Below are 13,445 nucleotides of genomic sequence, written 5' to 3'. Positions count from 1 at the left end.
TGGATTATTGTAACGTTTTAAAGTATTAGCGACGATTGTGCGGGAGGGCGGATATGTGGATGTCTGTAGTGTGAAGAACGCGCTGCGTTTGCAACAACGGGATGCGCGGGACTCCATGGACCCGTTGACAAGGCAGAAAGCATCGGCTGTGGCTTGTCGGCATGCAATCGAGGCATGGGAGCAGCTTAGAATAAACAGAAACGGAGACAAGCTGACGTTATTCAGCTATCTCTCATTCGGCAGCGAGATTTCGACAGCTCCCCTCATTGAGCATTGCTGGTCACAGGGGGACCGTGTGCTGGCTCCGAGAGTGGACCCGGCAACCCGGACCATGGAACTAAGAGAGATGGATCAGCACGGAGATATCGTGCCAGGCATTTGGGACATTCCTGAGCCTGCACCGACATGCAAGGAATGGTCCCCTCAAATGTGGGCTCAAATCGACTGGGTTGTTGTGCCCGGCTTGGCCTTTGATCGTCTGGGAGGCAGAATCGGCTATGGCGGGGGCTACTATGACCGCTTTACCGCACAGGTAGAGGCAGGGAAGCGTAACAGCGGCTGCGCGGGTCCGCTTTATGTCTCGCTGCTGCTGCCGGGACAATTGCTGGAGCGGGTGCCCATGGAGCCGGGGGATTTGAGAGTGGACGTTCTTTTTACCACGGAAGGGTCTTTGGATTGTGATTATGCAAAACTGAGAAATGACTAATGAAACGAAGTATCTGGTATGTGAAAGGAGCTGTGAGGGAGTCGTGGATTCCTTTACTCATTTTAACGAACAGGGACGGGCGCGTATGGTAGATATTTCTGGCAAAGCGTCCACGGTTCGTACAGCAGTCGCTGTGACACAGATTACGATGAATCCGGCTACATTAACGGCTGTGAAAGAAGGAAGGATCGGCAAGGGCGATGTTCTTGCTGTAGCGCAGGTCGCAGGGATTCAAGGCGCGAAAAAAACGTCGGACTGGATTCCCATGTGTCATCCGCTGGCCCTGACAGGCGTAAATATTACTTTTTCCGATAATGGACATGATGTGCTCCATATTGAGGTTGAAGTGAAGACCGAGGGTAAGACAGGTGTAGAAATGGAAGCTTTGACAGCGGCTTCAGCCGCAGCGTTAACCGTGTATGATATGTGCAAGGCGCTGCAAAAAGATATGATCATCGGCCCTACCATGCTGCAATCCAAAACAGGCGGCAAGCATGGGGATTTTCAAAGGGAGGACCACCGGAAACCTTGACATAGATAACATTGTCGCCGAGAGGGTACTGTGATGTGATGGAGGATGCAGCGTGGCTGTTTCTGATTTTCAGAAGAGAAAGTATTCTTTCATGATAGGAGAAGGGTGATCTTATGGTGTGGAAAACGGCGATCCTGACAGCCAGTGATAAGGGGGCAAGAGGAGAGCGTGAGGATACAAGCGCACAGGTCATCCGGGAGCTCGTCGAAGAAGAACTGGGCGGAGAGATTGTAGAGTACCGGATCGTTCCCGATGAACCGGATGAAATTATTGCGGCTTTAATCGAAATGACCGATTATTTTCATGCAGACCTGGTACTGACTACGGGTGGAACCGAGCTGGCGATCCGTGATGTGACACCCGAGGCAACTCGGCGGGTCGTGGAACGGGAAGTGCCAGGTATGGCGGAAGCGATGAGAATGAGCGTGATGCAGAAAAATCCGGCGGCTATGCTATTTCGAGGAATTGTGGGAATACGTGGGCGTACACTGATCGTAAATTTGCCGGGAACGCCCAAAGGCGTGCATGAAAATCTGGCAGCTATTATGGATCAGCTTCCGGAGGCGCTTCTTATGGTGACAGGCCAGTTCCGGTAGAAGGCGGCACTTGTGTGTGGTATGATACCCGTAAGGATTGATGAAGGAGGATTACTGCACATGCCCAATATTGGAGCACCGGGTTATATTTTGTTGATTATTCTGGCCCTGCTGCTGTTTGGCCCGAACAAGCTGCCTGAGTTGGGACGAGCTGTGGGCCGGACATTCCGTGAGTTTAAAAACGGGGCACGCGATATTTTGTCCGAAGACGAACGGACGGAACGTAAAGGCGTCAAAGATAGTGTGGTTCAAGCATCCCAGCCGACGTCTTCTGAGGCTCAGCCTCAGCCTGAGGATAAACGGTTGCCGTAAATTTATGAACATGAGCCTCTTCTTCAGGGAAGGGCTTTATTTTTTAGGGTTGCTACAGTACAGCGTTCCGTTCGGAAGGGAGGAGTGGGCGTGGCCCCATCAGAGCAAGAAATGTCGCTAATGGAACATCTGGGCGAGCTTCGTCGCAGAATTATTTATGTGCTGATTGTATTTGTCCTGGCGCTGGTAGGCGGCTTGTTCGCGGCGGGGCCTGTCTATGACTGGCTTATTCGCTCCGGTTCGGCACAAGCTTTTCAGCTGAATGCATTTTCCTTTTGGGACGGGATCGGTATCTACATGAAGATCGCTATGATCATCGGGATTGCGGTAGCCCTGCCGTTTGCGTGCTATCAGCTATGGAAATTTGTCAGCCCTGGATTGCGGCCGCAGGAGCGGAGTGCGACGTTGCGTTATGTGCCGTATGTGCTGCTTTTGTTTATCGTTGGTACAGCTTTTGCTTATTTCATTATTTTCCCGATGGCGATTCAGTTTACGTCCTCTGTCACCAAAAGCATGGGATTGCATGAAACGTACGGTATCGCGCAGTATTTCACCTTTATGTTTAATATCGTGCTGCCTGTGGCACTCCTATTTGAACTCCCGTTGCTAATCATGTTTCTGACGGGGATTCATGTTTTAACTCCAATGAGGCTTCGCAAATGGCGAAAAATTTCATATTTTCTGCTTGTGTTCGTTGCAGTTGTTATTACCCCGCCGGATTTTATATCCGATTTTTTGGTAGCGATCCCGTTGCTGGTGCTATATGAAGTGAGCGTGTATTTATCTTCGGTCGTGTATCGCAGGCAGCTGCGTGCACAGGAGGAACGTGAGGCCCGCATGTGTGTAGCACATGAATAGTGAGGCCGGACGCAGGACCTGAATGGGCTTGGTAAAACGATTTTTTCAGGTCCTGTAGCTAAATTGGCGACTTGCAGATCATGAAAAGCAGCGGTTGGGCTGCCTCAAAAATAAGCATTTGCCCAGGACAACGGTTATTTTTAAGGCAGATGGAAATAATCGAGAAGGGCTGTCCGTAAAAATTCCCATAAAAAATACATTAGGGACTTGAAATTCAATCTCAAGTTGAGTATCATAAAGTTGGTTGTTAGCACTGACGACTGTTGAGTGCTAATACATACAACATAACAACCGAATTAAAGAATAAAACACTTAATAAGGAGGCTATTTTTTCATGATCAAACCTTTGGGTGAACGCGTATTGGTGGAAGCAATTGAGCAAGAAACAACGACTTCCTTCGGAATCGTACTTCCTGACTCTGCCAAGGAAAAGCCGCAAGAAGGCAAAATTATCGCGGTTGGCGCAGGCGCATTGAAAGACGGTGCCCGTATTCCTCTGGAAGTAAAAGAAGGCGACCGTGTCATTTTCTCTAAATACGCTGGAACGGAAATCAAATATGAAGGTAAAGAATATTTGATTATGAAAGAAAGCGATATCCACGCGATCATCGGTTAACCGGAATCCGGACAGGACCTGAATATAGGAATCGAACGAATCATTCATAATCCATAGGGAGGTTTTACACAAATGGCTAAAGACATTAAATTCAGTGAAGACGCTCGCCGCTCCATGCTGCGCGGGGTAGATGCATTGGCTAACGCTGTTAAAGTAACACTCGGACCGAAAGGCCGTAACGTTGTACTTGAGAAAAAATTCGGTAGCCCGCTCATCACCAATGACGGTGTAACGATTGCAAAAGAAATCGAGCTGGAAGACGCATTCGAAAACATGGGTGCTCAACTGGTTAAAGAAGTAGCAACCAAAACCAACGATGTAGCTGGTGACGGTACAACTACGGCTACGGTTTTGGCTCAAGCCCTCATCACTGAAGGTCTGAAAAACGTAACTGCTGGCGCAAGCCCAATCGGTATCCGCAAAGGGATCGACAAAGCGGTTAAAGCGGCTGTTGCTGAACTGCAATCCATCTCCAAACCAATCGAAAGCAAACAATCCATTGCACAAGTAGCCGGAATTTCCGCTGCTGACGATGAAGTAGGCGAACTGATCGCCGAAGCTATGGAAAAAGTGGGCAAAGACGGTGTCATCACTGTTGAAGAATCCCGCGGTTTTGCAACAGAGCTGGAAGTTGTTGAAGGTATGCAATTTGACCGTGGCTACATTTCCCCGTACATGATTACAGATACGGACAAAATGGAAGCTGTACTGGACAATCCATACATCCTGATCACAGACAAAAAAATCACGAACACTCAAGAAATCCTGCCATTGCTTGAAAAAATCGTACAACAAGGCAAGCCGCTCGTTCTGATCGCTGAAGACATCGAAGGCGAAGCGCTGGCGATGCTGGTTGTCAACAAACTGCGTGGTACATTCAACGCTGTAGCTGTTAAAGCTCCGGGCTTTGGTGACCGTCGCAAAGCAATGCTGCAAGATATCGCTGCTCTGACAGGCGGCCAAGTGATCACGGAAGAACTGGGTCTGGACCTGAAATCTGCTTCCGTAGACCAACTGGGTACAGCACGTCAAGTGCGTATCACGAAAGAAAATACGATTGTGGTTGACGGTGCTGGAAACAAAGCCGACATCGACGCTCGTGTTAGCCAAATCCGTACACAATTGGAAGAAACTACTTCCGAGTTCGACAAAGAGAAGCTGCAAGAGCGTCTGGCTAAATTGTCCGGCGGCGTAGCAGTAATCAAAGTCGGTGCGGCTACTGAAACAGAATTGAAAGAACGCAAACTGCGCATCGAAGATGCCCTGAACGCAACCCGTGCTGCGGTTGAAGAAGGTATCGTATCCGGTGGCGGTGTAGCGCTCCTGAACGTATACAGTGCGGTTGCAGCCGTTGCACTGCAAGGCGACGAGCAAACAGGCGTAAACATCGTGTTGCGCGCTCTGGAAGCTCCAATCCGTACGATCGCTGCTAACGCAGGTGAAGAAGGCTCTGTCATCGTTGAGCGTCTGAAACGCGAAGAAGTTGGCGTTGGTTTCAACGCAGCTACTGGCGAGTGGGTAAACATGATCGACGCAGGTATCGTTGACCCTGCGAAAGTAACTCGTTACGCACTGCAAAACGCTGCATCTGTAGCGGCTATGTTCCTGACTACCGAAGCAGTTATCGCTGACAAGCCAGAACCAGAAAAGGCTGCAATGCCTGATATGGGCGGCATGGGCGGAATGGGCGGCATGATGTAAATAAAAGGCTAAAAGGCCTTTGAAAGGCTCTCGAAAGGGAGCCTTAGATTGTCGAGAAACCCCGGTCTTTACAGACGCGGGGTTTTTTCTTTATCCATCTTCTTCTTGTTCTTCACGGCTTGCCGTCACGGATCATATAGCCACTATCAGGGTCGGCTTTGCTCCTGTTTATTTCTATTTTTCATTCACATCCTCTGTGGTTTTAGGTTTTTTTTAATGATAGGGGAATTATTGATGAGAATAAATGATCTTATTTATAGAGGAATAAAGTTGATTCCACAACTCGGGAAAAAGATTCTCATAATTAGAATCTATCATTAGCGCGCTTCGATAAAAGGAATACGCATCATCCCATTTGAATTGATCGGGCTTATAGTTTGCCCCTCCTAAGTCTACTAAGTATTGTGGTTGTGTAAGAAGATAGGGGAGATCTGGCAAATGGTTCGGCCATAATCCTACTGAAAAAGCAAAGTCAATTAAAAATAACTTTACTGAATTACCAACTCCATCAATTTGAATTAACATATTGCCGGGTCTAACATCTCGATGAATTACATTTGTTTTATGCAAGATCGTTAAAATCTCAAGCATTTGCCTCAGTAATTCCCGCTTCTGATTGTAAGTTAAGCTTGGCCCCTGCATTAATAGTTGTTCCAACGTTATACCCTGTAAAAGCTCCATAGCAACAAAGGGATAAGGACCTTCCATCTCATATGCAATCAATTGGGGGAAATACTTGGTTTGAGTTGATGAATTTAATAATTGTAGCAGGATCGCTTCACGTTGCGAGGCTTGACCTAGAGTTCCGTCCATTTTTATGAAAATAGGTTTTGCTCCCGATATATCCATTCCTGAGAAATAATGAAAATTTAAATAAGATTTTTTTGGGAAATATTCAAAAAGATATCTAAAGCCATAACGGTTCTGCAAGTAGTAGATAAATTGGTTTTGTTCCAATGTTATCCTCCTCCCAAAACAGCACTATTAAAAAAGACAGATAAGTCATTAGGAACGGAATAATGGTATCCCTTCTTACTCATATAGGCATCCAAGAAAAGTTTCAGTTCCTTATTATTCGTTAAGGTTTGATACGAAAAATGTTCTATATTCAATTGATTTGCCATAGCGATAAGCCTCTCGATATAGTCTTGAGCAATCGTTGGTTTATGAATGAATGCATGATAAATAAGACTAAAAAAATAATCTTCTTGATTCGGTATAAAAAAGCCTTTATGGGATAATTCCTTATTCCTTAATATTGACATTTCCCAATCATTGCAATAATAATTATCTCCAATATAACGAAAATCAAATAATACCGTTTTACCAGCTATATTAATCTGATAATGGACTCGATATTCTTCCAAAAATACTTTTGTTGCGTTCGTAATAAACGAAACCTCTACAGCATCCTTGACAAGCAGGTCAATATCCCCATGGAGTTCCAAATGATACTGATTTGGTAAACACTCGAAATTCCGCAAAACGACATATTCCGTCGTCCAGTTTAATACAGTAAAAAGCTGTTGAATGTCTTGCCATCCATTCGTTCCTAGAAGATCTTGATACAAGGGATGAATCACGCCATCCCAGTTTCCCGGAAAATAAGATAAAAACGTTTTTGCATTACAGCTAATAAATAAGGTTAGGTCGTGGTCACATTCAATTTGCGTGTTCGTTCCATGGATTCGATGACCTCCGCCAGTCCAAGTCCGGTATAAGCTTTTAGCATCAAAAGTGTTAATGTTGACATTGCACATTCCCTTTGAAGTAGATCGTATTGCATAGACCGGATTTTCGTCTTGTACAATAACAAGTATAAAAGGTCCCATACCACAATGAATTTGCTTTTCACAACCGGGTGGAAGACTTTGTCCGTATAGTCTTGAAAGGTTTTTAGAGAAGTTAGAATTATTCCAATATATTTGATAAACTCTTTTTATTGTGAATTTCACTTTAAGGTCTTCGATGATTTGTTGTGCGCAATATGTTGCATGTTCCCAGATGATAAATAAATGCAGTTCAGGATTCATATGTTGAACTCCTCCTCTCATCCATTACAAGGGAAATTTTATTTTTTCTATATTTAGTTGTTATGGGTTCTACTCAAATTTCTACCTCCCTATCTGTTCTTTAGTCATGCTTACAATATCTATAATATGAAAACCAAGCGTAAAAGCATCAGACTTTGTCCTATAAAAAGAAAAAAAGAGACCCAAGTTCTAGTGCGGTTGCAGCCGTTGAATTGCAAGGCGACGAGCAAACAGGCGTAAACATCGTGTTGCGCGCTCTGGAAGCTCCAATCCGTACGATCGCTGCTAACGCAGGCGGAAGAAGGCTCGGTGATCGTTGAGCGTCTGAAACGCGAAGAAGTAGGCGTTGGTTTCAACGCAGCTACTGGCGAGTAGGTGAACATGATCGACGCAGGTATCGTTGACCCTGCGAAAGTAACTCGTTATGCATTGCAAAACGCAGCTTCCGTAGCAGCAATGTTACTGACTATCGAAGCAGTTATCGCTGACAAGCCAGAACCAGAAAAGGCTGCAATGCCTGATATGGGCGGCATGGGTGGAATGGGCGGCATGATGTAATAGGGTTGAAAAAACCTTATGCCTCAAGGTTTTTTGTTGGCCCAAATGGTTAATGGGTAACATTTGGGTAACATAAGAATGGAATTATAAGCCTCTCATGAGTTCTGCGAACTTACGGGAGGCTTCTTAGCATTTGGCTGGATGTGATTATTTATTTAAACAGACTTGATACTAGACTATATTTTTTTGGAACACCCTGCTGGCTATGCCGACAGGGTGTCTTCGTAGTATCCCGAGACTGCCTAGCACACTAAATAAGAGGCCACAGCAGCAGGGAAGTCGTCAGTATGTACAATTGACCGTGAAGGAGCCGAGCATAACCGCGAGCTATTAAAGGATAGGGATTTTATCTGCCAAAGTCTGATAGAATCTTTTTTAGCAGGACAAGCTTCCCCTTACTTCGACACGCTTGGAATAGTAGATTTATTATGTAATCATAATATTATACTGGGAGGTATTACTGTATGAAAAAGTTTAAACCTATGTTGCTAGTAATGATTGCTGTTTTTCTAATGTTTGCTACAAGCGCTTCAGCCTCAAATTACGTAACCAAAACTAAGTGGAAAAACGAAACCTACGCCCAAAGTGACATTATTCATACAAATGGCGGAAAAGTTAGATTACGTGGTGGTTATACTGGCCCAGGTAAAGCCACAATAATGTTTATGTACTCTATTGACGGTACATCCAGATATGGTCCAATAGGTACATATAGTTTTGACACTTTTATGAGTGGGAGATCATTTACTGATTATGTTGACGTACCTAGTGGGGGTTATTTCTACGTAGTCATTACAGGAGATGAAACTGCAGAAGCATACGGGAGAATAGACGACAAGAAATAAGTTTCGCTAAAGAGAAAAATATTGTGGGAGCGTATTCAGAAGGTCATTATGCCACTGGGTGATGCAAATAGATACTTTACACAATAAAAAAACCCGGATTGCTCCGGGGCTTTTTTATTGAAGGATTTCTCAAACTATTCACCGAATACCCATTCTGAGGTGATCATCATGAATCATACATATAAAGTGTTGAAATCGGATATCGAACATTTGCGGCTGCCTTAAGTCAGGTAAGAGTATATGGATTGTCAACAGACAATCAAACAGCTTTTTTAAGGGCTTCATTTGAGGTCATGATTCCCCAAGGTTCCATGGATTCGATGCTTGTTGTACCCGTTTTCATGACTTTGAACGTGGCTTCTGCCGCCGCGTTATCGTAGGGATAGCCTTTCATACTGAGGGAACGACCAATATGGAAGGTTTCCAGTAGCTCATCCTTGCTTTGATTTTTGAATTCACTTCCTCTGTCTGTGTGGAACCATTGAATCTGGCGCAAGTCGCCTTTCACGGTCGCAAAGGCACGGGAAACCAGTGACGTGCTTCTTGCGATTTGCAGGACGACGCACATTGCTGATACCGAGTATTTTTCCCGATTGTTCTGGATGATGGCTACTTTCGTCCCATGATCAGCGCGGCTTGCTTTAAAATATCGTTATACTTTCGGGCTTTTCTAAGCGTTTGGAAATTTATTTTGTTATTCTTTGTTTTTCAATTCATCGGGTAGCCCTGTTTTTGTAAATAACATGTGTACATACATTTTATATTCTTTAGAAAAAGCTTTTGCATTAGTCAGTTCCTGAATCACTGTATCTATGTGTGTTTCGTCCGACTCCTTAATGTACTTAAATAAATGTTCGTATGCTATAAAGCGAGAAGTGTAGTATCCATTTGCACTTCTTAACATGTTTTCCAAGTCGTATTTTAGGTCATTATGTAACCCGTCAGGAATTTTTATTGAATTAATTTTTTTAATTGTCTCTTTATATTTTTCATTGACCCGTTGAATTTCCTTACAAATGGCAGAATCATCGACTTTATCAGCCTTCATCATGTCGAAAACCCCGTTGCCTTGGTACTCATAGGGAGTCATTTCTTTATCGTATTTATTAAGGAGACTTTCAATTTGAAGAGCGTTTTTCTTATCAACTTCACTGTATGAAGGCGTGCTCTCAACCTCTTCATTGCTTACTTTAGAAGATACATCAGCTTGTGCTTGAGCTAAAGCTTTCTCAGATGCTGGTTTGGACTGATCGGCAGGTGTAGCTATGAAAAGTATGACTAAACTCAATAGTGAAATTAAAAAATTCCATTTGGCTTTTTTAGTTCGCTTGAATAGAGAGACTATTCCCAAAAGGAGAAAAAGCACAAAGGAAGCCGAACTGATTACAATTAAAAGTGAAGAAAACATTTTTCTTTACATCCTTCTATGACCCCATCGGCTGGGAATTTGCTTATTTTATCTTGTTAAATTTATTATCGAAAACTGACAATGAATATGTAACACTTTGTAGATTTTTAGATGCTGTTTTATTATGACTTGAAATGAAAGCGTTGACATACCTTTTAACCCGCTATATACTTATTTTAGTTAAATGAATAGCATTAGGATTGTTACTGTTATGCAGGCAAAACCTAAGGAGCAAAATATTAAGATCCAAGGATCTTATGTATTTTGTTGTACTTAGGTTTTTTTGTTTATTGAGAGAGGAAGGTTAAATACAAGTGGTTTCGGCACTCTGCTGAAGCCATTTTCTTCTATTTACTATGTTCACATCTGAGAGGAGCGACAAACTTGGAATACAAATATGAGTTGGTCCAGGCAGACAATCATTTTCCGTTAAAAATTATAGTTCATTCTTCAAATGAACCAGCATACATACCCAGGCATTGGCACGACAGCATAGAAATATCCTATGTGCTTTCAGGAGGAATCGACAATATTTACATTGATGGCGTGAATTATAGCTCCAAAGAAGGAGATATTGTGCTCATCAATTCGAATGCTATTCATTCCTTTTCTGTGGCTAAGGGAGAAGGAAGAGAGGCTATAACCGTCCTGATCCCTTATGGATTTATTAGAGAAAATGTTAACAGCAGTAACCCCATTTCATTTGATTGTATATCTATTTTCGAAACCAATGAGCAGAGATTGCAGCAATTTGCGGAGCTGCGTGGTTTGCTAGACACATTATTTGCGGCTTACCTCAACCGGCATAATGACCCTTTAGAACATATCCATTTAACGTCTCTATCTTATAAGCTGGTGTATCTTTTATTAATGCATTTTAAAATTGACAATGAATCTATTCACGGCTTTAATTCCAATAAATATTTGGAACGGCTGACGTTGATCACCGATTATATCCAAGAGAATTACGATCAAAGCTTATCCCTGGATTCCATAGCCCAGGTTTTTGGGTTATCTCCCGAATATTTGTCCCGTTTTTTTGTCAAGCATGTCGGGATGACCCTATTTCAATATATCAATGCCATCCGTCTGGAGAGATCTTTTCGTGTTCTTATGAATACGGACCATTCTATCATTCAAATTGCGCTGGAGCACGGGTTTCCGAACGAAAAATCTTTTGCCAGGGTATTTAAGAAGGTTTATCAGGCAACACCACATCAATATCGAAAGAGGACAAGGGGGATTCTGGGGCAAGGAGTCAGTAATTGACCCTAATTAGGTTAATAAAAGGCATGATGCAAATAAAAAAAATTATTAAAATAAATAATGTAAGCGTTTTACAAATGGATTTGGGAGGTAAGACACTATGTTTAAACGTTTTAAAAAGACTGCTAAAACAACTATGTTATTAACTCTGGCTGTCAGTACGACCCTTGCTTTCAGTTCTGGTGCATGGGCCAAGGATGCAAAGATACAGCCCACCTCATACCGGACGGTTGCGGAGGTAAAGGATTGGGGAGCAACCATTACAAAGATCATTGTTAATCTGGGTAAGCCGGTACCTAAAGAGGCGGTAACAAAGGATACATTTAAGGTGCATGTAGAAAGAAGCGATAGCAGGCTGGTAAATCCCTTTATTGAGAAAGGCAACCGGAAGGTCACCAAGGCCTATGTATCGGACAAAAACGGCAACCCTGTAAAGAAAACCGGAAGCTACGTTGTGTTGGAAATGGAGATCGGCCCGGCCATAACATTAGGCTCCGCTATTCATTATGATGCAGGTTCCGGGTTTAACGGGTGGAATGATAACAAATACACGATCACGCAGCAAAAAGCTATCAAAACCCAATCAGGAACGATTTCCGGCTTGGAAATTGATAATTCCACAGGTGAGATACGGAAGCTTGTAGATCAATTTAAAACCGGCAAAGCTTCTTTTGACGGGGTTACTTTAACCTATGCGGACTATGCGCCAGCAAAAGACAAAGTGAAAAACCCTCTAGTGATCTGGCTGCACGGTATGGGAGAGGGAGGCACAGATCCAACGATTCCGATTGCCGGCAATAAAGCTGCGAATTTTGCTTCTAAGGAAATTCAATCCTATTTTGGCGGGGCTTATGTGTTGGCACCTCAGACTCCAACCTACTGGATGGATGGTTTCACAGACTTTGGAGACGGAACCTCCAAATATGAGCAAGCATTGATGTCCTTAATTAAGGATTATGTGGCCAAGAACAAAGACATTGATACAGATCGAATCTACATTGGCGGAGACTCCAACGGCGGTTACATGACTATGCTGATGATCCGTGATTATAAAGATTATTTTGCAGCAGCTATGGTTGTGTGTGAAGCCTTGAAGGATAGCCTTATAACCGATGAACAAATTAACGAAATGAAGAACCTGCCGATCTGGTTTGTGGCCGCCAAAACCGACACCATAGTGCCGCCTAACGATTATATGATTCCGACCTACAACCGTTTAGTGAATGCCGGAGCAAAGGATGTTCATATGTCGTTATTTGACAACGTAGTGGATACTTCCGGCTTGTACAAGAAAAGCGACAAAACACCGTATGAATACAATGGCCACTGGTCCTGGATTTACGTGTATAACAACGAAGTATCGAAGCTGATTAACGGAAAGAAAACAACGATGATGGAATGGCTGGCCTCCAAAACATTGAACTAAAAGGTATAGCTGTTTCAGAAGCCTTATTTCACAAAAGTCTAGGTAATACGCCAATATTTCGCTTAGATTGAGCATTTACACTACCTCCTTCATAGTATGTAGCAGTTGATGAAGAGAGGAGGTTGCTGATGGAAATACCAGTAACAGGTTTTGTTGTACATTCCGGTGATTCCGACTCTGACCATTCGCATAGGCTTTTTATTACTTCGTGGGACGGTAGACCAGTTAATAGGGTTCACGTGCATCCTATTAAGGGGACTACATCATTTGATGTGGGACACTGCCACCATTACTGTGGAGAAACAAAGCCGGCTCCAAGTGGTGTTCCGCATGTTCATCATTATTGTGTGGAAACATCATGTAACGAGCAACATAAGCATCTTATTAAAGGAACAACAGGGCCAGCCATTCCCTTGCCAAGAGGTGGCCATTACCACCGTTTTGAAGGATGTACCACAGTAAGTGGTAAAATTCCTCACGTTCACAAGTACTGTGGAAGTACTGGTAATGAGGAAGAATGCCGGCCTCAACCGTATTGAAAAGCCTATCCTCCAATATCCCAATTCGCACAACATGGACGGCATGATG

The 13,445-nt window shown here is 43.5% G+C and carries 14 protein-coding genes and 2 pseudogenes; 12 read left to right on the top strand and 4 right to left on the bottom strand.

The annotated features are described in order from the left end of the window. Window positions 1–55: 55 nt before the first annotated feature. From B4V02_RS18995 to groL, 7 genes are all read left to right on the top strand, one after another. Window positions 56–706 carry a 5-formyltetrahydrofolate cyclo-ligase gene (locus tag B4V02_RS18995; protein ID WP_007429266.1) on the top strand — a complete coding sequence of 217 codons (651 nt, stop codon included), beginning with the start codon at window positions 56–58 and terminating at the stop codon, window positions 704–706. A 43-nt stretch (window positions 707–749) separates the two neighbouring features. Then, on the top strand, window positions 750–1,238 hold the full coding sequence (gene moaC, locus B4V02_RS18990) for a cyclic pyranopterin monophosphate synthase MoaC (protein ID WP_007429267.1): 489 nt from the start codon (window positions 750–752) through the stop codon (window positions 1,236–1,238). Window positions 1,239–1,351: 113 nt separating this feature from the next. Beyond that, the gene (locus tag B4V02_RS18985) at window positions 1,352–1,834 is read left to right on the top strand and encodes a MogA/MoaB family molybdenum cofactor biosynthesis protein (RefSeq protein ID WP_007429268.1); all 483 of its coding nucleotides are present in this window, start codon (window positions 1,352–1,354) and stop codon (window positions 1,832–1,834) included. Window positions 1,835–1,894: 60 nt separating this feature from the next. After that, a complete protein-coding gene (locus tag B4V02_RS18980; protein WP_094155952.1) occupies window positions 1,895–2,146 on the top strand; it encodes a twin-arginine translocase TatA/TatE family subunit in 252 nt (83 codons plus the stop codon). Between the two features lie 90 nt (window positions 2,147–2,236). Beyond that, window positions 2,237–3,004, top strand: coding sequence for a twin-arginine translocase subunit TatC (gene tatC, locus B4V02_RS18975; RefSeq protein WP_094155951.1), 768 nt, complete (start codon window positions 2,237–2,239; stop codon window positions 3,002–3,004). A gap of 334 nt (window positions 3,005–3,338) precedes the next feature. Beyond that, the gene (gene groES / locus B4V02_RS18970; RefSeq protein ID WP_007429271.1) at window positions 3,339–3,620 is read left to right on the top strand and encodes a co-chaperone GroES; all 282 of its coding nucleotides are present in this window, start codon (window positions 3,339–3,341) and stop codon (window positions 3,618–3,620) included. 72 nt (window positions 3,621–3,692) lie between these two features. Next, window positions 3,693–5,321, top strand: coding sequence for a chaperonin GroEL (gene groL / locus B4V02_RS18965; RefSeq protein ID WP_094155950.1), 1,629 nt, complete (start codon window positions 3,693–3,695; stop codon window positions 5,319–5,321). A 228-nt stretch (window positions 5,322–5,549) separates the two neighbouring features. Here groL and B4V02_RS18960 read toward each other — a convergent pair whose 3' ends face one another. Beyond that, window positions 5,550–6,278: a protein kinase domain-containing protein gene (locus tag B4V02_RS18960; RefSeq protein ID WP_094155949.1), complete on the bottom strand. Its 729-nt coding sequence runs from the start codon at window positions 6,276–6,278 to the stop codon at window positions 5,550–5,552. Between the two features lie 2 nt (window positions 6,279–6,280). Further along, window positions 6,281–7,354 (bottom strand): hypothetical protein, encoded by a 1,074-nt coding sequence (locus B4V02_RS18955; protein WP_094155948.1) that lies wholly within the window; start codon window positions 7,352–7,354, stop codon window positions 6,281–6,283. 197 nt (window positions 7,355–7,551) lie between these two features. Between B4V02_RS18955 and B4V02_RS18950 the strand changes: the two are divergent. After that, window positions 7,552–7,912 (top strand): annotated as a pseudogene (locus tag B4V02_RS18950) (TCP-1/cpn60 chaperonin family protein); the annotation flags it as partial. 464 nt (window positions 7,913–8,376) lie between these two features. Further along, window positions 8,377–8,757, top strand: a complete 381-nt coding sequence (locus tag B4V02_RS18940) for a hypothetical protein (protein WP_068498724.1) — start codon at window positions 8,377–8,379, stop codon at window positions 8,755–8,757. Window positions 8,758–9,091: 334 nt separating this feature from the next. Here the strand turns inward: B4V02_RS18940 and B4V02_RS18935 are convergent. Then, a pseudogene (locus B4V02_RS18935) lies at window positions 9,092–9,301 on the bottom strand (IS3-like element IS655 family transposase); the annotation flags it as partial. Window positions 9,302–9,451: 150 nt separating this feature from the next. After that, entirely contained in the window at window positions 9,452–10,165 is a 714-nt protein-coding gene (locus B4V02_RS18930; protein WP_094155947.1) for a hypothetical protein, read from the bottom strand. Between the two features lie 384 nt (window positions 10,166–10,549). Between B4V02_RS18930 and B4V02_RS18925 the strand changes: the two genes are divergently transcribed. From B4V02_RS18925 to B4V02_RS18915, 3 genes are all read left to right on the top strand, one after another. Further along, a complete protein-coding gene (locus tag B4V02_RS18925; RefSeq protein WP_167383768.1) occupies window positions 10,550–11,434 on the top strand; it encodes an AraC family transcriptional regulator in 885 nt (294 codons plus the stop codon). A 97-nt stretch (window positions 11,435–11,531) separates the two neighbouring features. Then, the gene (locus B4V02_RS18920; RefSeq protein ID WP_094155946.1) at window positions 11,532–12,857 is read left to right on the top strand and encodes a prolyl oligopeptidase family serine peptidase; all 1,326 of its coding nucleotides are present in this window, start codon (window positions 11,532–11,534) and stop codon (window positions 12,855–12,857) included. Between the two features lie 128 nt (window positions 12,858–12,985). After that, on the top strand, window positions 12,986–13,396 hold the full coding sequence (locus B4V02_RS18915) for a YmaF family protein (protein ID WP_094155945.1): 411 nt from the start codon (window positions 12,986–12,988) through the stop codon (window positions 13,394–13,396). Window positions 13,397–13,445: the final 49 nt, after the last annotated feature.

Origin of the sequence: Paenibacillus kribbensis (assembly GCF_002240415.1) — a bacterium.
GTDB lineage: Bacteria > Bacillota > Bacilli > Paenibacillales > Paenibacillaceae > Paenibacillus > Paenibacillus kribbensis.
This window is presented reverse-complemented; position numbering and strand designations above follow the sequence as displayed.

Excerpts from the sequence above, each read along its gene's own strand:
- B4V02_RS18920 (WP_094155946.1), top strand. The coding sequence starts at position 11,532 with ATGTTTAAACGTTTTAAAAAGACTGCTAAAACAACTATGTTATTAACT.
- groES (WP_007429271.1), top strand. The coding sequence starts at position 3,339 with ATGATCAAACCTTTGGGTGAACGCGTATTGGTGGAAGCAATTGAGCAA.
- B4V02_RS18930 (WP_094155947.1), bottom strand. The coding sequence starts at position 10,165 with ATGTTTTCTTCACTTTTAATTGTAATCAGTTCGGCTTCCTTTGTGCTT.
- groL (WP_094155950.1), top strand. The coding sequence starts at position 3,693 with ATGGCTAAAGACATTAAATTCAGTGAAGACGCTCGCCGCTCCATGCTG.
- B4V02_RS18940 (WP_068498724.1), top strand. The coding sequence starts at position 8,377 with ATGAAAAAGTTTAAACCTATGTTGCTAGTAATGATTGCTGTTTTTCTA.
- B4V02_RS18985 (WP_007429268.1), top strand. The coding sequence starts at position 1,352 with ATGGTGTGGAAAACGGCGATCCTGACAGCCAGTGATAAGGGGGCAAGA.
- B4V02_RS18955 (WP_094155948.1), bottom strand. The coding sequence starts at position 7,354 with ATGAATCCTGAACTGCATTTATTTATCATCTGGGAACATGCAACATAT.
- B4V02_RS18980 (WP_094155952.1), top strand. The coding sequence starts at position 1,895 with ATGCCCAATATTGGAGCACCGGGTTATATTTTGTTGATTATTCTGGCC.
- B4V02_RS18915 (WP_094155945.1), top strand. The coding sequence starts at position 12,986 with ATGGAAATACCAGTAACAGGTTTTGTTGTACATTCCGGTGATTCCGAC.